Source organism: Luteibacter sp. NPDC031894, from assembly GCF_050273135.1.
In the GTDB taxonomy this organism is placed as follows: domain Bacteria; phylum Pseudomonadota; class Gammaproteobacteria; order Xanthomonadales; family Rhodanobacteraceae; genus Luteibacter.
The window spans coordinates 138,862-164,487 of record NZ_JBNNMV010000003.1 but is presented as its reverse complement, the minus strand read 5'-3'; the positions used below and the strand labels follow the sequence as shown (position 1 = coordinate 164,487).

The window sequence follows — 25,626 nt, the reverse complement described above, 5'->3', positions numbered from 1 at the left end:
GGCAGCTAGTTCACCGTAGGAAGCACGCCAGCGCGCTTCCTACAACGTCAGATCGGTGACGGGTTGAGGAAGCGATGGATCGCCTGCACCACCACCGAGCCCTCGCCGACGCCTGACGCCACGCGCTTGATCGACCCCGAGCGCACGTCGCCCACCGCGAACACGCCGCGCAAGGTGGTGGCGAAAGGCGAAGGCGTCGCATAGCCGTCGGCATCGCGCCCCGTCAGGACGAAGCCCTTCCTGTCGAGGTCGAGGCAGCCGTCCAGCCAGGCCGTGTTGGGCTCGGCACCGATCATCACGAAAAGGCTGCCTGCCTTGATCCGCGTCGCGGTCCCGTCGACGCACTTCCAGCCGACCTCTCGCAGGTAGGCATCGCCGTCCAGGTGATCGACCTGGCAACGCGGATGCAGTGTGATGCGCGGCGACTGCGCGATGCGCTGTACGAGGTAATCGGACATCGTCGATGCGAGGCCTTCGCCGCGCACGAGGATGTGCACGTGCGCCGCCGTACGCGCGAGGAAAACGGCCGCCTGGCCGGCACTGTTGCCGCCGCCGACCACCACCACTTCTTCGCCGGCGCAGAGGGTGGCTTCCATGGCCGTTGCCGCGTAATGGATGCCTTGGCCCTCGAAGCGTTCGTAATCGACGAGGTCGAGCTTGCGATAGCGCGCGCCGGTGGCGACAACCACCGCGCGTGCGCGAACCGAGGTGCCGTCATCGAGCAGCAGGCGATACGGGTGCTTCGTGCAATCCATGCCCTGCGCCGATCGCGCGATGGCCATGTGCGCACCGAACTTCATGGCCTGCACCTGCGCCCGCCCGGCCAGCGCCTGCCCAGAGATCCCCGTGGGAAAGCCGAGGTAATTCTCGATCTTGGAGCTCGTGCCGGCCTGCCCGCCCGGCGCGAGCGCTTCCAGCACCAGCGTGTCCAGCCCTTCCGACGCCGCGTACACGGCCGCGGCCAGGCCCGCGGGCCCGGCGCCGACCACGGCGACATCGTGCACATGCTCGCTGTCGAGGACGATGGTGATGCCCAGTTCGTCGGCCAGCTGGACCGTGCTGGGGCAGCGCAACACGCGCCGGTCCGGCATGACCACGACGGGGCACTCCGACGGACGCAGCCCGAGGCAGTCGAGGAGGTGCATGGCGTCCTCGTCGACGTCGGTATCCAGCAGCCGGTACGGATAGCCATTGCGGATGAGGAAGCTACGCAGGCGCACGGTATCGGCGGCATGCGCGGAGCCGGCCAGGATGACGCCGCCCTGTCCGCTCTGGATCAGGCCCACGCGACGCAGGATGAAGGCGCGCATGATGATTTCGCCGATGTCCGGCTCGCCGGACACCAGTTTGCGGAAGGCGACCGGGTCGACACGGACGAGCCGGCTGTCCGAACCGGTGCGGCCGTTCACCATGGCCTGCCTTTCGCTGAACAGGTCCACCTCACCGGTGAACTGGCTCGGCCCGTGCACGACGAAGACGTTCGGCTGGCCTTCCTTGTCCTGGTCGTAGATCTCGATGCAGCCTTCGATCACGAAGAAATAGTCGATCCGGCGATCGCCCCGGCGGAACAACACGGTGCCGGCGGGAACGACTTCCTCGACGCCGTACTTCACGAGGCGCCCCGCCATTTCCTCATTGAGAATCGGGAAGGTCTGCTCGCGCCGGTTCTGCGGGCTGGAGGGGTCGTTGTCGGGAGGGATGGCCATCGGGTCGATCCAGGGCAGGCAGGGAGTCCGGCGTCGCGACGGTAGCGGACCGCGCCGTCGCGATCTTGTATCGGAACACCATCATGCCTGCGTAGACTGCGTCTGCAAGCCCACCGATGAGGCCTCCATGTCCGCTGAACCCACCGTTGCGACGTCTCCGTCCCTGCCCCTGCGCCTGCTTCGTTCGCCCCTGGGTCGGATCGTCGCCTTCTTTGCCACGATGACGGCCCTGTTCTTCATCGCCGGTCGGATCTATGCAGGGCTGGGGCTCCCGAAGGGGAACCTCACGTTCGACCAGATCACGCCGCTGATCGAGGCCCTCCGCCTCGCGCCCGTCGTGCTCGCCTACTGGCTACTGGTCCGCACCATCGAAAGGCGACGCCTGGACGAACTCGCCGCGCGCAAGGCCGTGCCCCACGTGCTGCTGGGCATCGCCGGCGGCGCCATCGTCTTCTCGCTGGTCGTCGGCGCCCTGTGGGCCCTGGGCGCCTATGTCGTCGACGGCGTGAACCATGACGTGCACTGGCTCGGACCGATCCTGGCGATGGGTGTCGGGGCCGGCGTCGGCGAGGAGATCGTGAGCCGCGGCGTGATCTTCCGCATCGTGGAGGAAGGCCTCGGCACGTGGGCCGCATTGCTGCTTTCGGCCGCCGTGTTCGGCGGGCTGCACATCTGGAACCCGCACGCCACCACCTGGAGCGCCCTGTCCATCGCGCTGGAAGCGGGACTGCTTTTCGGCCTCCTCTTCCACGTCACCCGGTCCCTCTGGGTCTGCATGGGCGCGCACGCGGCGTGGAACGTGGCGCAGGGGCCGCTCTATGGCATTCCCGTGTCCGGCTTCGAACAGAAAGGCCTGCTGGCAGCGCACATGCAAGGCCCGGACTGGCTGACCGGCGGCGCCTTCGGTGCCGAAGCGTCGGTGGTCGCGCTGGCGCTGTGTTCGATCGCCACTGCCGGCTGCCTCGCCATCGCCGTGCGCCGCGGCAGCCTGGTCGCCCCCTCGTGGCGACGGAAGCGCGTCGCCACCGCGTGACCGGATTCCCATAACGGGCCACCTCCCATGGAAGGAAACGCCCGTTGGGTGTACCAACGAAGCGAACCCACCCTCACCGCATCCACCGGCCAACGCATGCCCCCTATCGTCAAGCGGAACACCTGGCTGGCCGATCAGCCACTGCAGCGCAAGATCGTCCTCGCCATTGGCGCGTTGCTCGCCCTCTTCGTGGCGACGAACCTTGGCAATCTCCTATCGATCGGGCGGGAAGAGGACAGTCGTGCCTGGGCTTCGCATACCTACCAGGTGCTGCTGACCCTCGCGGACGTCAGGGAGGCCGCGCAAAGCCGGCAAGCCGCGGTACGGGGCTACCTGCTGAGCCGCGCGCAAGACGAGCAGGCCGCCTTCCGGGCCGCGGACACCGAGCTGTCGCGCACCCTCGCGGACCTGCGCGGGCTCGTTGGCGACAACCCGCTCCAGGAATCGCGCCTGGACCGCCTGCAAGACTTGCTCGACCGCTGGAAAGCGGAAGCCATGACGATGGGCATGGAGCCCATCGGTGCCACGGGCGACGCCACCACGCCGGAGGCCGCAGCCGAACGGGAGCGCATCCGGCAGGCGTACGCCACGCAGCGCTCGGTCCGCATGGACGATATCGCCAAGGCCATCGACCAGATGTCCTCCACCGAACACGGGCTGCTGGAACAGCGCAGCGCCACGGTCGAACGGCAACTGGCGATCACGCGATGGGTGGATGTCGGCTCGTTGCTGGCCTGCCTGCTCTTCGGCTTGTTCGTGATCCGCATGACCTTCCGCCTCATCACGCGTCCCATAGTGAAGATGACGGAACTGATGACCGCGCTGGCCAATCATGAGCACGACATCGAAGTACGCCAGCTCACCCGCCGCGACGAGATCGGCGAAATCGCACGCGCCCTCCAGGTGTTCAAGGAGATGGCGGTCGAAACGGATGGGCAGAACTGGCTGAAGTCGTCGGTAACCGCCATCTCCGCCCGTCTCCAGGAAGCCACGACCTACCGTGAGTTCGCGAGCACGCTCATGTCGGAGCTTGCGACCTGCCTCCATGCCGGACTGGGCGTGTTCTACGTCCGGCGCGGCGAGACCGGGAAGCTGGAACTGCTTGGAAGCTACGGCTATCGGGAACAGCGCCAGGCGCCACGAAGCTACGAGCCGGGCGAAGGCCTGGTCGGTCAGGTAGCCGTCGAGCGCCGCTCCCTCGTCCTGCACGACGTGCCGGAGGATTACGCACGCATCCATTCCGCCAGCGGAGAGGCACCGCCGCGCAGCGTCGTGCTGGTGCCGGTCCTTTCGCGCGATCGCCTGCTGGGAGTCATCGAGGTCGCGAGTTTCGCGCCACTCACGGGGGTCCAGCAACGCCTGCTCGAAGAACTGGTGCCCATCGTGGCGCTGTCGCTGGAAAACCTGCGTCGCACCGCGGAACTGCAGGAACAGTCGCAGCGGCTCGTGGCATCGGAAGAGGAGCTGCGCGTGCAGGCCGAGGAACTGCATGCCTCGAACGAGGAACTGCGCGAGAAGGGCATCGCCCTCAATCGCCAGAACGAGGCGCTGGAAGCCTTGCAGCGCGAGACCCAGGAAAAAGCGGAAGAACTGGCCCGCGCCAGCCAGTACAAATCCGAGTTCCTCGCGAACATGTCGCACGAGCTGCGCACGCCGCTCAACAGCCTGCTGATCCTGTCGCGCAGTCTCGCGGACAACGACGAGGAGAACCTCAACGCGGAGCAAGTGGAATCCGCCCGCATCATCCACGACGCAGGTTCCAACCTCCTCCGTCTGATCAACGACATCCTCGATCTGTCCAAGGTCGAGGCTGGAAAGATGGAACTGGTGGTGGCGCCGTTCGCGCTCGCCGACCTCGCCCGCACGCTGGGCCGCACCTTCAACCACGTCGCGCGGGAGAAAAAGCTCCGTTTCGAGGTGCGGCTGTCGCCCGACCTGCCCTCCACGATCGACACGGATGCGGGCAAGCTCGAACAGGTGGTCAACAACCTGCTGAGCAACGCTTTCAAGTTCACCGCCAGCGGCGGCGTCGAGGTGGACATCGTCCGCCCGCCAGCGGACGCCTCCTTGCCGGAAGGACTCGACCCGGCGCACGCGATCGCGATCATCGTCAAGGACTCGGGCATCGGCATCGCTGAGGACAAGTTCCAACGCGTCTTCCATGCCTTCGAGCAGGTGGACGCAAGCACCAGCCGCCAGTACGGCGGCACCGGCCTCGGCCTCGCGATCTCACGTCGGATCGCCGGCCTGCTCGGCGGCGACATCGCCCTGCGCAGCGAGGCGGGAGAAGGAAGCACCTTCACCCTCGTGGTGCCTGAGCAGACGCCGGAGAGCGGCGCGCGCCCGGTGCAGGTGTCCCGGCAGCAAGCCGCCGCCGAGGCCACCCTGCCCTTGTCGCCGGGACTGGCCCCGGAAGGCATCGTCGACGACCGCGCCTCGCTCGAGCCCGGCGACACGGCCATCCTGGTCATCGAGGACGATCCGGCCTTTGCCCGCATCCTCGCGGACATGATTCACCGGAAGGGGCATCGCGTCCTCGCGGCCGCCGACGGCGAGTCCGGTCTCGCCCTTGCACGGCGCTATCGGCCCACCGGGATCCTGCTCGACGTGATGCTGCCCGGCATGGATGGGTGGACGGTGATGGAGCGCCTCAAGGCCGACGCTGTCACGCGCGCCATACCCGTGCACTTCATCTCCGCCACCGACGATGCCACCCGAGGGCTGGAACTCGGCGCCGTGGGATTCCTCACCAAGCCCGTCAGCCGCGAAGCGATCACCACGGCCTTCGAGCGCCTGATGCATTTCGCCGAAGGACGCACGCGTCAGTTGCTCGTGGTGGACGACGACGCCAGCGCGCGCGCCGCCGTGCGCACGCTCCTGAAGGACGACGCCGTGGCCATCGACGAGGCGGCGTCCGGCGAGGAAGCGCTGGCGATGACGACCCAGAAGCCCTACGACTGCATCGTCCTCGACCTCGGCCTTCCGGGCATGTCGGGTTTCGACCTGCTGGAACGCCTCTCCCAGGGCGAGCATGCACCGCCCGTCGTGGTGTACTCCGGTCGCGATCTTTCCCGCGACGAAAGCATGCGTATTCGCCAGTACACCGACAGCATCGTGGTGAAGGGTGCACGCTCCCCGGATCGCCTCCTCGACGAGGTGAGCCTGTTCCTGCATTCCATACGCCACGGCAATGCGTCGCCGACGGAGGCACCACACGCGAAGTCGGGCGCCGTGGAAGGCGACCTGCATGGCCGGCGCGTGCTCCTCGTGGACGACGACATGCGCAACCTGTTCGCTCTCTCCAAGGTCCTTCGCGCCAAGGGCATCGAGGTGGCGATGGCGCAGGACGGCCGCAAGGCGCTGGACATCCTGGACCGGGACGAAGGCACGGAGCTGGTGCTTATGGACATCATGATGCCGGTGATGGATGGCTACGAAACCATGCGAGAAATCCGCGCGAGGCCGGCCGTCGCGACCGTGCCCATCATCGCGCTCACCGCGAAGGCCATGCGCGGGGACCGCGAGCGATGCCTCGAAGCCGGGGCCAACGACTACCTGTCCAAGCCCATCGACATCGACCGCCTCCTCTCGATGATCCGCGTCTGGCTGCCACCGCGGAACTGACATGGACGTCGAGGACATCGAGATCCAGCTGTTCATCCGAGCCATGCAGCTGCGCCATGACTACGATTTCAGCGGCTACGCCGCCGCGTCGCTGAAACGGCGGCTACAGCAGATCGTGCGCCTCCACGACACCGGCACGATCGGTGGCATCGTGCAGCGTGTGCTGCATGAGGAAGGCTTCGTCAGGAAGGTCATCGAGGGGCTGTCGGTCCCGGTGTCGGACATGTTCCGCGACCCGCCGGTGTTTCGCGCCTTGCGCGAGAAAGTGCTGCCCGTGCTCGCCTCCTACCCGCAGGTGAACATCTGGCAGGCCGGCTGTGCGCACGGGCAGGAGGTGTATTCCCTGGCGATCCTCCTGGAGGAAGAAGGGTTGTACGACCGCGCGCACATCTATGCCACCGATTTCAACGACGCAGCGCTCGCCGCGGCGGCGGAAGGTATCTATCCCACCCGCGAAGCCCGGGAATGGTCGCGCAGTTACCTCGACGCAGGTGGCCGCCGGTCCTTCAGCGACTACTACAGCGCTCGCTACGAGTTCATCCGGCTCGACCAGCGCCTGCGTCGCAACGTCACCTTCTTCAACCACAACCTCGTGACCGACAACGTCTTCTGCGAGGCGCACCTCATCCTCTGCCGCAACGTGCTCATCTATTTCGACAACGCCCTGCAAGACCGCACGTTGCAGCTGTTCCGCGACAGTCTCGTCCGCGGTGGCTTCCTCTGCCTGGGTTCGCGGGAAAACGTGGACTTTTCGCCGGTGGCGTCGGAACTGTCGGGCGTGGAGCCCGCACTGCGCATCTACCGCCTGGCCGGCACACCCGGCAAGGGCACCGCGTCGTGAGTCGTTACGATGCCATCGTCATGGGATGCAGCGCTGGCGGCCTGAACGCCCTCCAGCGCATGCTGCCCGCGCTGGACGACCAGCTGCGTGCCCCGGTGGTCGTCTGCTGCCATACCGGCTCCTCGAACGTGTCCTTGCTGGTCGAGCTGCTGGGGCGCGTCTCCGCGTTGCCGGTGGTCGAAGCGCGCGAACGCGCTTCCGTCGATCCAGGCACGGTCCACGTCGCGCCGGCGGGCTACCATCTGCTGGTGGAAGACGACTTTCGCTTTTCCCTCAGCGTGGACGCGAAGGTGTCCTTCGCGAGGCCCTCGATCGACGTGCTATTCGAGACGGCAGCCGCCGCATGGGGCGACCGACTCGTGGCCGTGCTGATGACCGGCGCCAATGCCGACGGCGCCGACGGCCTCGCCGCCATCCGGCGTGCCGGCGGCTACGCCATCGTGCAGGACCCGCGCGACGCGGAAGCCGACGCCATGCCTCTGGCGGGGCTGCGCGTCGCCGGCGCGGATGCCTGCCTGCCACTCGACGCCATCCCGGCGCTGCTTAACGACTTGTGCCTGCCATGAATCCGACCCGTCCCAAGATCCTCGTCGTCGACGACACGCCCGCCAACCTGGTGGCCATGCGCCGCCTCCTGGCACGCGCCGACGCCGAGCTTTTCGAAGCCTCCAGCGGCAACGAGGCGCTCGCGCTATGCCTCGACCATCAGTTCGCCCTCGTGCTGCTGGACGTGAACATGCCGGAGATGGACGGCTTCGAGGTGGCGCAACTCATTTCGGAGGCGGACCACCTCCGGGAAACGCCGATCATCTTCGTCACGGCCGCCTATGCGGACGACATCAACCGACTCAAGGGCTACACGTCGGGTGCCGTCGATTACATCGCCAAGCCGATCAACGACGCGATCCTGCAGTCCAAGGTGAAGATCTTCCTCGAACTGTACCGCGCCCGCGCGCTGTTGCAGCAGGCGCTGGACGAGCTTTCGCTGCGCAACAGGCAGCTCACCACCGAGATGGCGGAACGCATCCGCATGGAAGAGCTGGTCCGTCACCAGGCCACCCACGACGCGCTCACGGGGCTGCCCAACCGCGTGCTGTTTCGCGAGCGGCTGGAAGCGGCGATCGCATCCGACGATCCCTCATTCGCACTCGCTTATATCGACATCGACGGCTTCAAGGGCGTGAACGACACCGAGGGTCACGCGGCGGGGGACGAGTTGCTCAAGGCCATCGCCGGACGGATCGACACGCGCACGCGCGACAGCGATACCGTGGCGCGCCTCGGCGGGGACGAATTCGCCGTGCTGCTGCACGGCACGCCGGATGGCCCGACCGCCCTCTCACGCTGCCAGGTGCTGTGCGACGCCGTGGGAGAGCCGTATACGCTGGACGTCGGCGGACAGAGCCTGCGCGTGAACGTCGGCGCAAGCATCGGGGTCACGCTGTACAAGACGGGCGCGGATTACGACGACGTGGTCATCGCCGCGGACGTGGCGATGTACGTGGCGAAGCGCAGCGGGAAGAACCGCTGCGTGCTGGGTTGATCCACGGATGCTTCAAAGGCTAGCCAGGAACGCTTCCAGCAGCGCCCCGCGGTAGCGTTGCCGATGCAGCACGACTGAAAGGGTCCGTCGCAGGTCAAGGAATGGCGTCGGGAGGACCGCCAGGCGCCCCGCGTGCACGGCGTCGCCGATCGCCACCTCCGGCAGGCAGGCGATGCCCAGTCCCGCGATGACGGCTTGCTTGATCGCCTCCGACTGGTCCAGTTCGAGCACGGTCGTGCCCTCCGGCAACTCGGCGAGCGCACGCTCGCTCAACGCGCGCGTGGCCGAGCCGCGTTCCCGCAACACCCAGCGCTGTCCGGCGAAGTCTTCCCGGCGCAGGCGCTTCTTCGCTGCCAGCGCATGGTCCGGGCGCGCGCAAACCACCAGGCGATCGTCCCGCCACGGCCGCACCTCCAACGCCGGATGCGTCACCGGCCCTTCCACGCAGCCGATATCGAAGTCATGGTCGAGCACGCCTTGTGCAATGCGCGCGGTATTGGCGACGCCCAAGCGCAGCGACACCCCCGGATGGGCAGCGGCGAACGGACCCAGCAGGTCTCCCACGAGGTAATTACCCACCGTGTTGCTCGCGCCCACGCCGATCTCGCCGGACAAACCGGCCAGCGTTCCTTCGGCCATGCGCGCGAACTCGGCGTGCCGCTCGATCAGCTCGCGCGCGAGCGGCAGGAGCTCGCGCCCCCGATCGTTCAGGCGAAGGCGGCCGCGCTCGCGCGCGAAGACCGGCGAGCCGATCTGCCGCTCCAGTTCGGCCAGCGCCATGCTCGCGGCAGGCTGGCTCATGAAGAGTCGCTCGCTCGCCGCGCGCACGCTGCCGGCGGTGGCAACGGCAACGAAAACGTCGAGCTGGCGCGGGCTGATGGTTTGCATAAGTTCCACTTATACACCGCATAAGTCATTTTCAATATCCTTATAAGGTGGCCGCAGCGACAATGGCGCACGTCTCCAGGGAATCACCCCGTGTCCACCGTCGCCGCCGTCCCCACGCCTAACTCCCGTCTGCCCGGCATCGCCCTCGCCTTTGCCGTGGCCGCGGTCGCCTTCGTCCTCGGCCGCCTCATGCCGCTGGTCGGGGGCGCCGTGTGGGGCATCGTCCTCGGCATCGTCGTTCGCCAGTTCGTGCCGCCGCCCGCGCGCTTCCTGCCGGGCATCCGCTTCGCTTCGAAGCAAGTACTGCAGTGGTCGATCATCGCGCTCGGCTTCGGGCTCAGCATCACCCAGGTGGCGCATACGGGCCTCGAGTCGCTGTCGGTCACCCTCGCCACGGTGGCCGCGGCGGGACTGGCCGCGTGGATCCTCGGACGCATCCTCCGCGTGCACGACACGCTCAAGCTCCTGATCGGCGTGGGCACGGCGATCTGCGGTGGCTCGGCCATCGCCGCGATCGTGCCGATCGTGAAGCCGGACGAACACGACACGGCCTTTGCGATCTCCACGATCTTCCTGTTCAACCTGGTCGCCGTGCTGCTCTTCCCTGCCCTCGGGCATTGGCTCGGATTGTCCGACCTCGGGTTTGGCCTCTGGGCCGGCACGGCGATCAACGACACGTCGTCCGTGGTCGCGGCCGGCTACAGCTACAGCCATGCCGCCGGCGACTATGCCACCATCGTGAAGCTGACTCGCGCGACGCTGATCATTCCCATCAGCCTCACCATCGCCCTGGTCGTGGCATGGCGCGAGAAGCGCGGCGGTGCCACCGACTTCAGCCTCGCGAAGATCTTCCCCTGGTTCATCCTCTGGTTCCTCGTCGCCTCCGTGATCCGCACGACCGGCGTGATCCCGGCGCCCGTCCTCCCGGCGATCCATTTCCTCGCGGAGTGCCTGATCATCGTCGCCCTCACCGCCATCGGCCTCTCGGCGGACCTGCGCCGCATGGCCTCCACCGGTCCGCGGCCGATCCTCCTGGGCCTGGGCGTCTGGGCCGCCGTGGCGCTGACGAGCCTCCTCGTGCAGCACCTGATCGGACGCTGGTAGGTGGTCCGTCCGGGGGACTCAGGCCGGGTCGGGATGCAGGCCTTCGCGGTCGAACTGGGTTGGCAGGGCGAACAGCAGCCCGAGCATGACGAGGTGCGCGCCGGCGGAAAGCAGCGACGACCACACCGGCGACATGACTTGGTAAGGCAGGATGTCGCCGATCAGCACGTTCGCGAGGTTCCATCCCCAATGCAAACCCACGGCAAGCCATAGCGAACCGGTGCGCACGACCGCCGTCGCATACGCCAGGCCGAAGCAGAACAGCATGATCCACTCCGCTGGACCGGCGCCCAGTCGGTAGATGTGGTTCAGCACGTACAGGACGCTGCTGGCCACGGCGAAGATCCACGGCACCCATTGCACGCGCAAGGCGCGATAGAGGAAGCCGCGCGTGAGGATGTCCTCCGCGATCGAGGGCACGAAGGTCGCGACCAGCGCCCAGGGAATCGATGAAAGGAACGATACCGCCGCAACGGATGGCACGGCCGGCGCACTGGCCGCGTACACGTTGACGGCCATGCCGACGCACACGGCCACGTACTTGACCAGCAAGGCCAGGGCAAGACCGCCGGACAGCAACACCGGGGTCGATCGCTGCCACTCCAGCGCATACGCGTCGTAGCCGCGGAAGCCCAGCCAGCGGCCCACCGGCCAGGCGACGGCGACCATCGCCAGCATGAAGGCGGCCTGCACCGCGAAGTTATCGAGGAGGCGCGCGCCGACGCCTTCCGCGCCCTGGTACAGGATGAACAGGAGCACGAAGGCGACCGCGGCACGTCGACGGTGGTCCTGGAGCATGGATGTCCCGATGGGTCTGGTGGCGCCCGGAAAGCTTAGGGCCGGCCGGGATCGCGCGCCAGAGCCATTCCGTTTCCGCTTACGGTTCAGCGGTCGTCGCGGGTCCAGATGGTGCCGTCGTGTTCCTTCACCGGGAAGGTGGCGACGGGCTCATACGCCGGCGGGCAGGTCACCTCGCCCGAACGCAGGTCGAAACGGGCACCGTGGCGCACGCATTCGACCTCGAAACCGACGACCGGGCCACCGGCCAGTTCGCCGCCATCGTGCGTGCAGACGTCCTCGATGGCGTAGAGGTCGCCGTCGATGTTGTAGACGGCAATGGCCGTGTCCCCATCCCAGACGACCTTGAATTCGCCTGGAAGCACATCGCTGCGCGTGCCCACCCTCACCCAACCGTTCATCGCGTCATTCCTTCACCAGGCCCCGAGGCTCAGAGCAGCAGCTTGCGCACCTTCGCGATGGCTTCGATGAAACCGTCCACTTCGGCCTTCGTATTGTAGAAGGCCAGGGAGGCACGCAGGGTCGCCGGCACGCCGAAGAACTGCATCAGCGGATGGGCGCAGTGGTGGCCCGAGCGGACGGCGACACCCTGGAGGTCGAGCAGCGTCGCCATGTCGTTCGCATGTGCGCCCTCGACCAGGAACGAGATGACCGGCTCGCGCTCTTTCGCACGACCGAAGATGCGTACGCCGGGCACTGCCTCGAGCGCGTCGGTCGCATAGGCGAGCAACTCCTGCTCCCTGGCGTGCAGCCGGTCGAAGCCGATGCCTTCGAGGTAGTCGATGGCGGCCGGAATGCCGGCGAAGCCGGCGATGTTCGGCGTGCCGGCCTCGAAACGATGCGGTGGATCGGCGAACACGGTGCCCTCGAAGCGCACCTCGCGGATCATTTCGCCACCGCCGAAGAAGGGGGGCATGCCCATCAGGTGCTCGCGCTTCGCCCACAGCGCACCGGTGCCGGTCGGGCCCAGCATCTTATGCCCGGTGATGGCGTAGAAATCGCACCCGAGCGCCTGCACGTCGATGGGCCGATGTGGCGCTGCCTGCGAACCGTCCACCAGCAACGGAATACCGCGCTTGCGACATTCGCGAGCGATGTCGCGCACCGGATTCACCGTGCCGAGCACGTTCGAGACGTGGGCGACACAGGCCAGCTTCACGTCGGGCGTTAGCATCTCGACATACTTCTCGAGGATCAGCTCCCCGTTCGCGTCGATCGGCGCGGCCTTGACCGTCGCCCCTGTGCGCTCGGCCACGAGCTGCCACGGCACGATGTTGGCGTGGTGCTCCATGACGGTGGTCAGGATCGTATCGCCGGCTTTGAGCCGCGGAAGCGCGTAGCTGTAAGCGACGAGGTTGATGGCCTGCGTGGTGCCGGACGTGAGGATGACCTCGTCGCGCGATGGGGCACGGATGAACCGCGCGATGGCATCGCGCGCGCCTTCGTAGGCGGCGGTCGCTTCCTCGCCGAGCTGGTGCACGGCGCGCGCGACGTTGGCGTTGTGTTCGCGGTAGTGCCGGTCGACCGCTTCGATCACCGACAGCGGCTTCTGGCCCGTGTTGGCGTTATCGAAATAGATCAGCGGCTCGCCGTGGACCGTGCGCGACAACAGGGGGAAATCGGCGCGGATGCGTTCGACATCCAGCGGCGACACGGCTGGCGCGGGCTTGGCGTTCATGGCTTGGCTCCGGATGTTAGGCGGCGGGCTCGGTCGGCAGGTGGGCGACCAGCAGCGCGCCAAGGTGTTCGCGCAAGGCGTCGTTCGGCAGCGAGTCCATCGCCGCGCGGCAGAACGCCACGGTCAACAGGCTGCGCGCGCTCGCCAGCGGTATCCCGCGCGAGCGCAGGTAGAACAGCGAGCGCTCGTCGAGCTGGCCGATCGTCGCGCCATGGGCCGCCTTGACCTCGTCGGCGTAAATTTCCAGCTCGGGCTTGGTGTCGATCTCGGCCATGCCGGACAGGAGTAGGTTCTTGTTGCTGAGCGCGGCATCGGCTCCGTCGGCACCTTCGGCGACGACGATCGCACCGCGGAACACGCCGCGCGAACGACCGTCGGCCACGCCGCGCCAGAGGGCATCCGACGCAGTATCCCGGGCCTTGTGGCGGACCTCGAGCTGGGTGTCGACGTGCTGGCGCCCTGCCAGCGCGAAGACGCCACGCGAGTCGAAGCGCGCACCGTCGCCGTCGAGGTCGGCGTGCAGCTCGTGGCGCACGAGGGCGCCTCCCAGTTCCAGCGCATGGACGGTCGCCACCGCCCCCGCGTCGACGCGGACATGGCCGCGCCGGACCAGAGTGGTCGCCGCGGAGGCATCCTGCAGCATGACGAGGCCGAGGCGCGCGCCTTCGCGCAGCGCGATATCGGAAACGACCGTACCGAGCTGGACGGCGTCGCCGGCAGAAACGAAATGCTCGACGACGTCGACGGCGGCGTCCTTGCCCACTTCGAGCAGCAGGCGAACATGCCATGCCGTCTCCGCCTGCGCACCGCTGGACACGTGCACGACATGGACCGGCCGATCCACGACGGCGTCCTCCACCACCCGCAGCACGAGGCCTTCGGTGGACAGCGCCGCGTTCAGGTGCGCGAACGCGTCGGCGGCGCCGCGCCGATAACGATTGGCCATCGCGAAGCGCAGCGGCTCCGGGTTGGCGGCCAACGCAGCGGAAAGCGGCGTCAGCTCGACGCCCTCGAGGTCAAGCACCGATAAATCGGCGCGAAACGTTCCATCGACGAATACGAGACGCGCGCCGTCGACCCCAGGCAGCGCGTAACGTGCCGGATCGATGGCGATCGCTGCCGCCACGGTCCGATCCGCCAGCGCGAAGGCGCGCTGCGACAGGGCGCGCAGCGGGGTGTACTTCCATGCTTCGTTACGCCCCTCCGGCAGGCCCGCATCGGCGAAGGCATCGAGGTTCTCGCGACGAGCGGCGTCGAGCCATGCGATGCCGGTGGCCGGCAGCGCGTCGGCGGCATCCAGTGCCGCCCGCACGAACGGGGACGGCACCTGGCTCATGCCGGCGCTCCGGCAAGGTCGGCCTTGCGCAGTTCCGGATGCGTGTCCGCCAGCCACGCGTAACCCTGCTCCTCGAGCTTGAGCGCGAGTTCCTTGTCGCCACTTTCGACGATGCGGCCGCCGGCCAGCACGTGGACGAAGTCCGGCTGGATGTAGTCGAGCAGGCGCTGGTAGTGCGTGACGATGACGAAGGAGCGATCCGGCGAACGCAGCGCGTTGACGCCCTCGGCCACCTGCTTCAGCGCGTCGATATCGAGACCGGAGTCGGTCTCGTCGAGGATCGCGAGCTTCGGCTCGAGCACGGCCATCTGGAAGATCTCGTTGCGCTTCTTCTCGCCGCCCGAGAACCCTTCGTTGACGGCGCGGTGAAGCAGTTCGTCGGAGATCTGCATCACCTTCAGCTTCTCGCGCACCAGCTTCAGGAAACGCATGGAATCCAGTTCGTCCTCGCCGCGGAACTTCCGCTGCGCGTTCAGCGCGGCACGCAGGAAGTAGGTGTTGTTCACGCCGGGGATTTCGACCGGATACTGGAAGGCGAGGAAGACGCCGACGGCGGCGCGTTCTTCCGGCTCCAGCGCCAGCAGGTCGCGTCCGGCGAAGTCGACGCTGCCCTGGGTCACCTCGTAGCCATCGCGGCCGGCGATCACGTTGCCCAGCGTGGATTTGCCGGCACCGTTCGGGCCCATGATGGCGTGCACTTCGCCCGGATTCACCGTGAGCGAAAGGCCTTTGAGGATCTCCTTGCCTTCGACGCGGGCGTGGAGGTTGTCGATCTTGAGCATGTGCATGGGACGGTCCAATCAGGGCGTGAGGTGCGAGAGCGCATCGAGCGCGTCGTCGCGGCGTTCCCAGGGCACGAAGATGTGGTCGTGCAGGAACGCGGATACGGGATTGCAGGGAATGTCGCGCTTGGCGAGGGCGGCGGACACGGCGGCCATCATGCCGACGGCGGTCAGGCTGGACTGGACGCGCAGTGTGATGCGGGCCCAGAGCAGGCGCTCGCTGCCGGCGGCGTCGGCGTCTTCCACGTCGACGATGAGCGTGGTGCCCTCGGCTTCGCGAAACATCATCAACGCGTCGCCCATGCGCTCGCGCGCCTTCTCGTGCGACACGTGCAGGAAGCGTTTGGGGATCGGGTCGATGTCCGGATCCAGCGCGGCAAGCAGCACGCGCAGGTCGGTCAACCCAGGGGCGGAACCGATGATTCCCATCAGCCGACCGCGCCTTCGAGCGAGACCTCGAGCAGCTTCTTCGCCTCGACGGCGAACTCCATCGGCAGCTCGCGGAACACCTGCTTGCAAAAACCGTCGACGATCATCGACACGGCGTCTTCCTCGCCGATGCCGCGCGAGAGGCAGTAGAACAGCTGGTCATCGGAGATCTTCGAGGTGGTGGCCTCGTGCTCGACGATGGCGCTCGGGTTCTTCACTTCCATGTACGGGAAGGTGTGCGCGCCGCACTTCTTGCCGATGAGCAGCGAGTCGCACTGCGTGTAGTTGCGCGCGCCGTCGGCGCCCTTTTCGATCTTCACGAGGCCGCGGTAGCTGTTCGAGCTGCGGCCCGCACTGATGCCCTTGGACACGATCTTCGACTTCGTGCCTTTGCCGATGTGGATCATCTTGGTGCCGGTGTCCGCCTGCTGGCGATGGTGGGTCAGCGCCACCGAATAGAATTCACCGACCGAGCGGTCGCCGCGCAGGACGCAGCTGGGGTATTTCCAGGTGATGGCCGAGCCGGTTTCCACCTGCGTCCAGGAAATCTTCGAATCCGCGCCGCGGCAGTCGCCGCGCTTGGTCACGAAGTTGTAGATGCCGCCGACACCGTTCTCGTCGCCCGGGTACCAGTTCTGCACCGTGGAATACTTGATCTGCGCGCGCTCCAGCGTAACCAGTTCCACGACGGCCGCGTGCAACTGGTTCTCGTCGCGCATCGGCGCCGTGCAACCCTCGAGGTACGAGACATAGGCGTCGTCCTCGGCAACGATCAGGGTGCGCTCGAACTGGCCCGTGTTCATCGCATTGATGCGGAAATAGGTGGACAACTCCATGGGGCAACGCACGCCCTTGGGGATGAACACGAAGCTGCCGTCGGAGAAGACGGCCGAGTTCAGCGCCGCGAAATAGTTGTCGCCTGCCGGGACCACGCTGCCGAGGTATTGGCGAACGAGGTCGCCATGGTCGCGGATGGCTTCCGACATGGAGCAGAAGATCACACCGGCCTCGGCCAGTTCCTTGCGGAACGTGGTGCCCACGGACACCGAATCGAAGACCGCGTCCACGGCCACGCCGGCAAGGCGCGCGCGCTCATGCAGCGGCACGCCCAGCTTCTCGTAGGTCTCCAGCAGCTTCGGATCGACCTCGTCGAGCGACTTCGGTCCGGCCTTCGGTGCCGAGTAGTAGCTGACCGCCTGGTAGTCGATCGGCGCGATGTCCAGCTTCGCCCAGTCCGGCTCGGGCATGGTGAGCCAATGCCGATAGGCGGCGAGGCGCCACTCGGTCATCCACTCCGGCTCGCCCTTGATCGCCGACAACTGGCGGACGGTGTTCTCGTCCAGGCCCGGCGGAAGGGTGGTGGATTCGATGTCGGTGACGAAGCCGGCCTCGTAACGGCGGTTGAGGGCCGCTTCGACTTCGGCGTTGTCGCGCACCGGCGCGGCCACTTCGCGTGTCATGTTCTCGCTCTCGTTCATGCGTTTGCCTGTAGGGGGCGCGCAGCCAGCATCTGGGCCAGGGTCATGGCGCGCAGCACGCCATCGATGGTTCCGGAGACGGACTGCCAGCTGCCGCTGACCCCGCACGTGGACTGCCGGTCGCACTGGCCCTGGGCCATGCTGCATTCGGTCAGGCCGATGGGGCCTTCCATCGCTTCGACGATCTCGGCAAGGCTGATCGCCTCTGCCGGCCGCGCCAGCCGATAACCGCCATTGACCCCGCGGAAGGATTCCACCAGTCCCGCATGGCCCAGCAGCTTGAGCAGCTTGGACACGGTGGGCAACTCCAGGCGCGCCTCCTCCGCGATCTGGGCGGTGCTCAGAACGTCGGCAGGATGGGCGGCGATGCAGGTCATCACCACCGTCGCGTAATCGGTCAGTCGGCTGACACGGAGCATGGGGAAAGGGGAAACCTCGATATAGGACCGAAATGGTACTGTTTTCCTGGCCTGCGTGCAACGCAGCAAAAGCACCATCATGGTGCATTCGATGCCCCATGTAGGAGCCGCTACAGCGGTGAGGGGATTGTGGGGTGACGACGCGGGGGCCGCGTCTCGCCGCTATAGCGGCTCCTACAACGGTTCGGGCTACGGACCGGGGGCATGGCACGCATCCTGCTCACTGGCTCACAGGCCATGCGACGGGAGCGCTCCATGAAGTGGATCCAGGCGATCATCAAGCCGTTCACGCTCGACGACGTCCGCGAAGCGCTTGCCGAGGCGGGTGTCCAGGGGATGACGGTGACCGAGGTGAAGGGCTTCGGGCGCCAACACGGGCACACCGAGCTTTACCGCGGCGCCGAGTATGTCGTCGACTTCCTTCCGAAGCTGAAGGTGGAGGTCGCGGTCACCGACGAGCAGCTCGAGCGCGCCGTGGAGGCCATCGGCCAGGCCGCGCGTACCGGCAAGATCGGCGACGGCAAGATCTTCGTCTGCGAACTCGAGCAGGCCATCCGCATTCGTACACAGGAGATCGATGCCGATGCGCTCTGACGTGCTCCTCAACTCGGGCGACACCGCCTGGATGCTCACCGCCACCACGCTCGTGCTGTTGATGACCCTTCCCGGGCTCGCGCTCTTCTACGGCGGCATGGTGCGTGCGAAGAACCTGCTGTCGGTCCTGATGCAGTGTTTCGCGATCACCGCCGTCATCACGGTCTTGTGGATCGTCTTCGGCTATTCCCTGGCGTTCGACGATACCGGCATGACCGCCGGCGTGACCGGGTGGCGCTCCTTCATCGGCGGCTCGACGCACGTCATGCTCGCGGGGCTCACGCCGTCCAGCCTGCACGGCACGATACCGGAGGCGCTGTTCGTGATGTACCAGCTGACCTTCGCGATCATCACCCCGGCACTCATCGTCGGCGCCACCGCCGAACGCATGAAGTTCTCCGCGTTGCTGGTCTTCGCGGCCCTGTGGTTCACGGTCGTCTACGTGCCGCTGGCCCACATGGTCTGGGGCGGACCGGGTTCGTTCCTCGGCGACCTGGGCGTCATCGACTTCGCCGGCGGCACGGTCGTGCACATCAACGCGGGCATCGCCGGTCTCGTCGGTTGCCTCGTCATCGGCAAGCGCCGCGGCTTCCCGCACACGCCGATGCCTCCGCACAACCTGGGCTATACGCTGATCGGTGCCAGCATGCTCTGGCTGGGCTGGTTCGGATTCAACGGCGGCTCGGCTGTCGCGGCGAACGGCAGCGCGGCCATGGCGATGCTCGTGACGCAGGTCGCCACCGCCGCCGCCGCGCTCGGGTGGACAGCGGTCGAGTGGATCGTGCACCGCCGCCCGAGCGTACTGGGCATCGCCTCCGGCGCCGTGGCCGGGCTGGTCGCCATCACGCCGGCCGCCGGAACCTGCGGCCCCGGCGGCGCTCTCGTCCTCGGGCTGGCCGCCGGCGTGGTGTGCTTCTTCTGCGCCACACGGCTCAAGCGTCGGCTCGGCTACGACGATTCGCTCGACGTCTTCGGCGTCCATGCCGTCGCCGGCATCCTCGGCGCACTCCTCACGGGCCCGCTCGCGTCGCCGGGCCTGGGTGGCTACGGCACCGTGACGAGCGCCCTCGGGCAGCTGTGGATCCAGTTCGAAGGCGTGGCGTTCACCGTCGTCTACAGCGCCGCCTTGAGCTACGTCATCTTCAAGGTCATCGCCCGGACGATGGGCCTGCGCGTGGACGAGGAACAGGAGGAACTGGGCCTCGACCTCGCGTTGCACGAGGAGCGCGGCTACAACCTGTCCTGAGTAGCGTCCCGCCGTCCGACTGTACCGGGGGCGACCCACACGAGTCATGGAGGAAGCGGGACAGTCGGTCGGACGTCCAGTCTTTACCGTTCCCTGATCAAGCCACCACCGCATGATCAAAGGACGATGGATGCACTCGAAGAACCTGAGGACGCGACTCGCGGTCGCTACCACGCTGTTTCTCACCACCCCGCTGTGGCCCGCCGCGGAGGCGGTCGCCAGCACGACCGCCGCGCCAAGGACCGCGTCGGACGACCCGCTTTCCCTCATCGCGGCGCCTGACGATCGGACCGCGCTGCAAGGCATGCTTGCCACGGCACACGCGCTGCCCGCACCGGACGCACGCGCGGTGGCCCGAGCATTTATCAGCGAGCGCCTTGGTGTCGACGGTGACGCCTACGTCGTCGCGCACTTCGCTACCGCGGCGGACCGGGCCCTCGGCGCGCCCGACCACACCGTCTCGCTCACCGACGCCTTGCTGGAGGCCTTTCCCGGCCACGCCCGGCATACGTTTTTCGCGGAACTGGCGGACGGCGTGGGAGGCATCAGTGCCGGCGGCGCGGAAAGTGCCAGCATCCCGGCAGTTGCCGAAGCCGCGGCAAAGAGCAAGGACGCGGGCGCCTTCTTCCGGACCATGGGCAGGTTCCTATGGAGCCGGACCGGGCCCGGCTATCTCTACAACACCTTCTTCGCCGACGGCAGCGTGATCGCGACGGTAGGCGAAGACCAGCGCGCGCTGGACGAGGCGTTCGGCATCTATCGGGCAGGCGGCTTTGGCGATACGCATGCCAGTGCCTTCACGCTGTCAGCGCTCGTGCGGGAATTCGGCGCGCCGGGCACCTTCGCCGAGCTACCACTGGTGGCAAGACTCGACAGGGAACTCGAGACGTACTGGATGGAACGCGGTTCCGATTGGTCGCTGCTCGCGCGCCTGCAATTCGTGCGACAGGCGCGCCGCGCCCGTGACGATTGCTCGAGTGCGAGTTGTGCGCTGACCCAGTCGCAGTACAGGCAGATCATGACCGCCGCGGCGCCGAACGTGCCCCTCGACGGTCTCGTGACCCTGGCACAACTGCGGCAGGACGCGCCGGGGAACACGAGCATTCGTCGCTTCGACATCAATGGTTATCCGTCCAGCGACATCGTCCGCTTCATCCTCGGCGACAAGAGCGAGGTGCTCTACGTCCCTGGACACCAACCTTCCCTCCTTGTGTTCCAGAACGAGGCCAAACTCAGGGAGTGGGTGTTCGAGCAGGCCAGGGATCCGAAGACGCTCGACTCCCTCCTCTCCCATTTCTCTATCTACAACGCGCAGGACAGCGTGCTCTGGACCGGCGTCAGGCATGGTCTGGAGAAGCTTGGAAAGGGCGAGTGGTCGGCGGACGCGGACAGTATCGACTACAAGGACGCCATCGTTGCCGGTGACGTCTTCGAAGACATGCGCGCGCAGACGGAATCGCGCCTGCGCGACGATGCCCGCATGCGGACCAGCACCGCGTGGGAAGCGTGGCGCGCCACCATCAATCGCACCGCGACCCTGCTCGGCCCCTTGGGCTATGTGCCTGCCCTCGCCATTCCAATCCAGACCAGTACCGCGCTCGTCCAGGCCGGCACCGGTATCGAGCAGGCCGTGGATGGCAGGACGGAGGACGAACGAAAGCAGGGCGTGGAACAAGCCGGGATGGTTGCGGTCACGACACCCATCTCCGCTCCGGCCTTCGCGGGCTTCAAAACTGGGAATGCCGGCACCGGTACCGGAGACGCCGTGGAATACGAGACGACAGGCGGCCCGGAAGGAACGGCGGCATCGCAGCCAAAGGGGTTCGTGCCTCTGCGCGAAGTGAACGGCAAAGTAGGTTATCCGATGAGCCCGACCCGTCCGCCGCGACTGCCGATCAGCCGGTTTTACCTGCGACCCGACGGCTCCATCGCCCGCTTCCTCGAGGCCGATGTCGTCCGCTTTACACGACTGCAACTTCCTTCGGGGGCATGGCCGAACGTCCGCGGCATCATCCAGGCGCGTGGCGGCACGTTCGTGCGTTGGCTGAATGCGCCGCACGCGCGAGGCGCCCGCGTGATCGTCGGCGATAACGACGTGAGGCTCGATGTCTCCGCAGGCGGCGAGCGTCTTGCCGGCCCTGTCCTTTCGCGGCAGGCAGACGGCACCTGGGACTTCGCTACGGTCGAACAGAACGACGTGAAGGGAAGCGTCATGGACCGGCTATTGGAAACCGACCGCGGTGCGAACCCGCGAGCGCCCGGTGACCCCATCTTCGCTGACGACATGCGCCTCACCCGCCATGCGCCGACGATCCATCGCGCCGCGGGGATATTGGAGGAGCTGGGGTCGACCGAAGGCGAGCTGCGCGAAATCGATCACATCACGCATTCGCCGGTGGCGATGCTCACTCTCGCGCATGCCTTCCTTGAGACCCTGCCGAAGCGGTTGCGCGACACCACGTCCACCGAATGGAGCGAAATGGAAGTACGCGTGATCGCGCCGCTGCTGGCCGAGCACATCCGTCGGCCGATCGCCTTCTTCCGTGGGGATGTGTTCGACTACACCGCCTTCCCCGACGGCCACATCGAGGATGCCTCGCCCAGGAGCGCCGGGGCACCTGCCGCCATCCCACGCCCCCTGCGGACGCCCCCCGACGCGGCCCTGGACCTGTCGTTGATCGACGGCAGGTATCGCAGCTTCGACCACACAGGCTTCCCGCGAAGCCACGACCTCATCGGCGCCGCGCTGTGGGGGAACAGAACTGAGGGACCGGCCGTAGGCGACGTCAACCCCGAGGAGGTTCGAAGCCTTCGCAATGCCATGGCGGCCAGCCTCGACACAAGATCGACCCTTCCTGAGTTGCAACGGATCCACGCCGCCTGGTTTCCGGGCCGTCCCCGCACGTGGTCCGCCCTGTGGAAGATTTCCCTGCTCCGCCATGCGTTGTTCGATTCGGCCCAGCGGCTCAGTGCCGAACAGCTAGAAGCATTCAACAACGCGACAGGCGGCACTCTGGCCAGCGCATTTGAGCCCAGCGTCAGCGACGATGACAGGACCAATTTCGTCAATGCCGCGCTGTCGCACGTCATCATGCTCGAGAGCGCCCTGTTACCCGAGACGCTGAGCCATCTCGCCGTGACGGACCCGGAGGTCCTGACCAGCCGGAACAGGTGGGAAGGCGATGCGTTGATCTTCCGCCAGCGGCGGTACGTGCGCTTGAGAGATCTCTACGGCCGAACGCAAGTGGTGGAAACGACGCTGCCGGGCGTGGGTTCCCGTCGAGCGATCCGGATTCCGGGAACAGACCTCGCGAGTGGCATCACGAGCTACGAAGTCTTCGCAGCGGGTGGCCGGTGGTACCCGACGACGTCGCCGATGGCGCGCAGGCCAGCGATGTCTGCGATCCTCGGCTTCCCGCTGCCCGATAGCGATGCATCGCGCGGCGACTGAGGCACGGCACAGTTAACTTCGGACAAGCGGAAACCGCGGTTCAGGGACGAACCGCGGTCACCTCGATCTCCACCAGGAAGCCGGGCGCCGCGAGCGCGGCGACCTGCATCGCCGAACGCGAGGGCAACGTCGGTTGCTCCTTCGTGCCGAAGAACTGGGTATACCCCGCCATGAACCCGGCGAAATCCATCTTCCCACCTTTCGCGGGATCGCCGACCAGGAACACCTGCATCTTCACCACGTCGCCCATGGCGAGGCCCATGCCCTTGAGCTGCTTGTCGATCGACGTGAGCACGCCAATGGTCTGCGTCTTCGTATCGCCATAGGCTTCGAGGCTTCCCTTCGCCGCCTTGGCATCGGCGACCGGTGGCACGACGCCGCTGAGGAAGACCAGCGTCTTGCCTGCCGGCACTTCAACCGCCGCGGAGATCGGGAAGTCGCTGCCGGGAATCTTGTGTCGCACGACGTCCGAGGCGAAAACCGGTGCGACGGCGGCGGCGAGCAGTAGCGCGAGGAGCGTGGGCTTCGGCATGTCAGTGGTTCTCCCGTGGGTTGGCAGGTGGCCGGAAGGCCTTTACGTCGTCCGGCTTCAGGACATCGGTATAGGTATTGCCAAAATGCGTCCTGACAAAGTTGACCACGTCCGCGACTTGCGCGTCGGTGAACATCGGACCGAAAGCGGGCATGTTGCCGCGGCCGTTGATCACCATGGCGGCGGGATACGCTGCCGAAGCGAGCTTGCCATCGGCCGCGAGCGCGGGATAATGGCCCGCGCCGACGGCGCCCTTCGCGTCGGGCATGTGGCAACCCTGGCATATGTGTGTGTAGATCTGCTCACCGGTCAGATGCGAAAGGTCCTTGCGCCCGATCGTGCCGAAGCGCTGTTGCGCCTGGGCTGTCCCGACGCATAGCAGGCAGATCGACATGAGAAACATCTTATTCATGTCCTTGCCTCCGCCAGTGCGCGGCGATGCAAGGCATCGATCGCTGAAAGCGACGAGAGGATGGCGCCCTCCTGCCATGCCGGAAGGTACGAGGCATGCTCTCCCGCGAGGACGATGCGCCCGTCCATCGAGCAGATGTCGGGGTAGTGCTTCGCCCTCGCCTCGTCCGTCCACCAGCCGAAACAACCGAGCGTGCCCGGCGCGCGGTGCCATGCCACGGCCACGCCGCTCTCGAACTCGCCGGCGTACTGCGGGTGGATCTTCGCGCCGTCCTCCACTGCCCTGCGAACACGCTCCGCCGGTTCCATCGCGGTGAACTCGTACGCCTGGAGGAACAAGGTGTACGCACCGAGCAGCACGCCCTTCTTCGTACCGAAGCCGTGGCTCGGGTAAGAAATCATGCCCACCGGCAGGTCGGTCGTCGTGATGCCGCCATAGATCGCTTCGTCTTCTTCCCAGAAGCGCCGCTTGAACTGCAGGCCGACCTTGACCGAGCCCCAATAAGGAACGGCCGCGATGGCCGCCGTTTTCGCGGCCGATACCTGAAGGGGAATCTGGCTGAGGATCGAGAGAGGGATGGTGCACACGCACCAGTCGGCGGTCGCCTGCCGCACCTGTCCCGGCCTGTGCGCATCCTCGTAGTCCACGGTAACGCCGCGTTCGTCCTGCGCGATGCGCGTGACCTTCGCGTCGTAGCGGATCACGTTCGGACCGATCTCGCGGACGAAAGCCTTGCCGATGGCATCCATCCCTCCGACCGGCTGCAGCAACGTCGTCTGGAACTCGTACATGCCGCTCATCCCCAGCGACATCCAGAGACGGCTGCCGAGAACATCGGACAGTCCCACGGGCTGCGAAAACGCCGGCACCCCGTCGGGACCCGCCGAGGCGTCGCGCGCGTAGCCGCGGCGCGAACTGCTCGCCGGCCCGGCCACGTAACGGAAGTTGTCGTCGAGGCCACCGAGTCCTCGCAAGGCCTCGAGCAGGATTTCCTTGTCCTCGGTGGTCACGAGATCGTCGAGGCGTCCTTTCCCGGCCGCCTTCGCCAGCAGTTCCGCGACGCCACCATGGAAATCGGCCTGCACTTCACGCATGCGCTGCGGCTTGCCGCCCATGGCGCCCGAGCTGTGAACGTAGGCGTTGTGGTTCACCTGCACGAACGGTTCCAGCGCGACACCAAACTGCCGGCAGTAATCGAGCACCGCGTGATGGTGGTACGGAATACGCCACGGGCCGGGGTTGAAGTACTGCCCGTCGTCGAAGCGGCATCGCTGCGTGTAGCCGCCGAGTTCCGTGTACTCGTCGCCGCCGCGCAGGGTCCAGTTACGTCCGCCCGGACGTGCGTTGTACTCGAGCACCTGGACGGTGTAACCAGCCTTCCGCAGCTCGAACGCCGCCACCAGCCCGGCGAGGCCGGCACCGAGCACCAGGACGCTGCCGCGACCGCTGCCTTGCAGCGACGGGGGTCTCCGGTACGGCGATTCGGCGGCGAACCCGAGGCCGGACATCGCCTGGTACATCAGCGCCCCGCCCCCGGCGAGGCCGATCATCCGCAACAGTTCGCGACGCGTCAGCGACGCCATTCCGCCGTTGCCCATGCTGTCCCCCCGGTTCAACGCCTGCTGCCGTCGCGAGCATAGGCACATGTTGCGGAACACAACAACAGGCGGCGCGCCAACCGCGCCATGACAGGCCCGGGCAAAGGCTCTAAGCTCGCCGAAGACCGATTCGC

Annotated in this window: 22 protein-coding genes; 9 read left to right on the top strand and 13 right to left on the bottom strand. The window is 66.8% G+C overall.

What is annotated here, in order from left to right:
• Positions 1-47: 47 nt before the first annotated feature.
• Positions 48-1,706 carry an FAD-dependent oxidoreductase gene (locus tag ACQKIE_RS10665; RefSeq protein ID WP_427458798.1) on the bottom strand — a complete coding sequence of 553 codons (1,659 nt, stop codon included), beginning with the start codon at positions 1,704-1,706 and terminating at the stop codon, positions 48-50.
• 127 nt (positions 1,707-1,833) lie between these two features.
• Here ACQKIE_RS10665 and ACQKIE_RS10660 point away from each other — a divergent pair, with 127 nt between their 5' ends.
• From ACQKIE_RS10660 to ACQKIE_RS10640, 5 genes are read left to right on the top strand one after another with little or no spacing between them, the layout of a single operon-like run.
• Positions 1,834-2,739, top strand: coding sequence for a CPBP family intramembrane glutamic endopeptidase (locus ACQKIE_RS10660; protein ID WP_427458796.1), 906 nt, complete (start codon positions 1,834-1,836; stop codon positions 2,737-2,739).
• A gap of 48 nt (positions 2,740-2,787) precedes the next feature.
• A complete protein-coding gene (locus ACQKIE_RS10655) occupies positions 2,788-6,363 on the top strand; it encodes a response regulator (RefSeq protein WP_427458794.1) in 3,576 nt (1,191 codons plus the stop codon).
• A gap of 1 nt (position 6,364) precedes the next feature.
• Positions 6,365-7,204, top strand: coding sequence for a CheR family methyltransferase (locus tag ACQKIE_RS10650; RefSeq protein WP_427458792.1), 840 nt, complete (start codon positions 6,365-6,367; stop codon positions 7,202-7,204).
• A complete protein-coding gene (locus ACQKIE_RS10645) occupies positions 7,201-7,770 on the top strand; it encodes a chemotaxis protein CheB (protein WP_427458790.1) in 570 nt (189 codons plus the stop codon). The genes ACQKIE_RS10650 and ACQKIE_RS10645 overlap by 4 nt, the downstream gene beginning before the upstream one ends.
• Positions 7,767-8,747 carry a diguanylate cyclase domain-containing protein gene (locus ACQKIE_RS10640; protein ID WP_427458788.1) on the top strand — a complete coding sequence of 327 codons (981 nt, stop codon included), beginning with the start codon at positions 7,767-7,769 and terminating at the stop codon, positions 8,745-8,747. Before ACQKIE_RS10645 ends, ACQKIE_RS10640 begins: the two co-directional genes overlap by 4 nt.
• Positions 8,748-8,759: 12 nt before the next feature.
• On the opposite strand, the gene ACQKIE_RS10635 is transcribed toward ACQKIE_RS10640, so the two are convergent.
• Entirely contained in the window at positions 8,760-9,635 is an 876-nt protein-coding gene (locus tag ACQKIE_RS10635; protein ID WP_427459349.1) for a LysR family transcriptional regulator, read from the bottom strand.
• Positions 9,636-9,725: 90 nt separating this feature from the next.
• On the opposite strand from ACQKIE_RS10635, the gene ACQKIE_RS10630 reads away from it, so the two are divergent.
• Positions 9,726-10,739: a YeiH family protein gene (locus ACQKIE_RS10630; protein ID WP_427458786.1), complete on the top strand. Its 1,014-nt coding sequence runs from the start codon at positions 9,726-9,728 to the stop codon at positions 10,737-10,739.
• Positions 10,740-10,757: 18 nt separating this feature from the next.
• Here ACQKIE_RS10630 and ACQKIE_RS10625 read toward each other — a convergent pair whose 3' ends face one another.
• From ACQKIE_RS10625 to ACQKIE_RS10590, 8 genes are all read right to left on the bottom strand, one after another.
• Complete coding sequence (locus ACQKIE_RS10625; RefSeq protein WP_427458784.1) at positions 10,758-11,537, bottom strand: CPBP family intramembrane glutamic endopeptidase; 780 nt, start codon at positions 11,535-11,537, stop codon at positions 10,758-10,760.
• An 86-nt stretch (positions 11,538-11,623) separates the two neighbouring features.
• Positions 11,624-11,938 carry a non-heme iron oxygenase ferredoxin subunit gene (locus ACQKIE_RS10620; RefSeq protein WP_427458782.1) on the bottom strand — a complete coding sequence of 105 codons (315 nt, stop codon included), beginning with the start codon at positions 11,936-11,938 and terminating at the stop codon, positions 11,624-11,626.
• 29 nt (positions 11,939-11,967) lie between these two features.
• Positions 11,968-13,215: an aminotransferase class V-fold PLP-dependent enzyme gene (locus ACQKIE_RS10615; protein ID WP_427458780.1), complete on the bottom strand. Its 1,248-nt coding sequence runs from the start codon at positions 13,213-13,215 to the stop codon at positions 11,968-11,970.
• Between the two features lie 16 nt (positions 13,216-13,231).
• Complete coding sequence (gene sufD / locus ACQKIE_RS10610) at positions 13,232-14,551, bottom strand: Fe-S cluster assembly protein SufD (RefSeq protein WP_427458778.1); 1,320 nt, start codon at positions 14,549-14,551, stop codon at positions 13,232-13,234.
• Positions 14,548-15,333, bottom strand: a complete 786-nt coding sequence (sufC, locus tag ACQKIE_RS10605; protein WP_427459347.1) for a Fe-S cluster assembly ATPase SufC — start codon at positions 15,331-15,333, stop codon at positions 14,548-14,550. The genes sufD and sufC overlap by 4 nt, the downstream gene beginning before the upstream one ends.
• An 18-nt stretch (positions 15,334-15,351) precedes the next feature.
• Positions 15,352-15,762, bottom strand: coding sequence for an ACT domain-containing protein (locus tag ACQKIE_RS10600; protein WP_427458776.1), 411 nt, complete (start codon positions 15,760-15,762; stop codon positions 15,352-15,354).
• Positions 15,762-17,222 carry a Fe-S cluster assembly protein SufB gene (gene sufB, locus ACQKIE_RS10595; RefSeq protein WP_427459345.1) on the bottom strand — a complete coding sequence of 487 codons (1,461 nt, stop codon included), beginning with the start codon at positions 17,220-17,222 and terminating at the stop codon, positions 15,762-15,764. The genes ACQKIE_RS10600 and sufB overlap by 1 nt, the downstream gene beginning before the upstream one ends.
• Before the next feature lie 14 nt (positions 17,223-17,236).
• Positions 17,237-17,659, bottom strand: coding sequence for an SUF system Fe-S cluster assembly regulator (locus ACQKIE_RS10590; protein WP_427458774.1), 423 nt, complete (start codon positions 17,657-17,659; stop codon positions 17,237-17,239).
• Between the two features lie 255 nt (positions 17,660-17,914).
• Between ACQKIE_RS10590 and ACQKIE_RS10585 the strand changes: the two genes are divergently transcribed.
• The 3 genes from ACQKIE_RS10585 (at position 17,915) to ACQKIE_RS10575 (ending at position 22,950) form a co-directional block, all read left to right on the top strand.
• Positions 17,915-18,253 carry a P-II family nitrogen regulator gene (locus ACQKIE_RS10585; protein WP_427459343.1) on the top strand — a complete coding sequence of 113 codons (339 nt, stop codon included), beginning with the start codon at positions 17,915-17,917 and terminating at the stop codon, positions 18,251-18,253.
• Entirely contained in the window at positions 18,237-19,499 is a 1,263-nt protein-coding gene (locus ACQKIE_RS10580; RefSeq protein ID WP_427458772.1) for an ammonium transporter, read from the top strand. Before ACQKIE_RS10585 ends, ACQKIE_RS10580 begins: the two co-directional genes overlap by 17 nt.
• A 130-nt stretch (positions 19,500-19,629) precedes the next feature.
• Complete coding sequence (locus ACQKIE_RS10575) at positions 19,630-22,950, top strand: dermonecrotic toxin domain-containing protein (protein ID WP_427458770.1); 3,321 nt, start codon at positions 19,630-19,632, stop codon at positions 22,948-22,950.
• A gap of 40 nt (positions 22,951-22,990) precedes the next feature.
• Here the strand turns inward: ACQKIE_RS10575 and ACQKIE_RS10570 are convergent, their stop codons facing one another.
• From ACQKIE_RS10570 to ACQKIE_RS10560, 3 genes are read right to left on the bottom strand one after another with little or no spacing between them, the layout of a single operon-like run.
• Positions 22,991-23,482 (bottom strand): RidA family protein, encoded by a 492-nt coding sequence (locus ACQKIE_RS10570; protein ID WP_427458768.1) that lies wholly within the window; start codon positions 23,480-23,482, stop codon positions 22,991-22,993.
• A gap of 1 nt (position 23,483) precedes the next feature.
• Complete coding sequence (locus ACQKIE_RS10565; RefSeq protein ID WP_427458766.1) at positions 23,484-23,894, bottom strand: c-type cytochrome; 411 nt, start codon at positions 23,892-23,894, stop codon at positions 23,484-23,486.
• Positions 23,891-25,492: a flavin monoamine oxidase family protein gene (locus ACQKIE_RS10560; RefSeq protein WP_427458764.1), complete on the bottom strand. Its 1,602-nt coding sequence runs from the start codon at positions 25,490-25,492 to the stop codon at positions 23,891-23,893. Before ACQKIE_RS10560 ends, ACQKIE_RS10565 begins: the two co-directional genes overlap by 4 nt.
• Between the last annotated feature and the right edge of the window lie 134 nt (positions 25,493-25,626).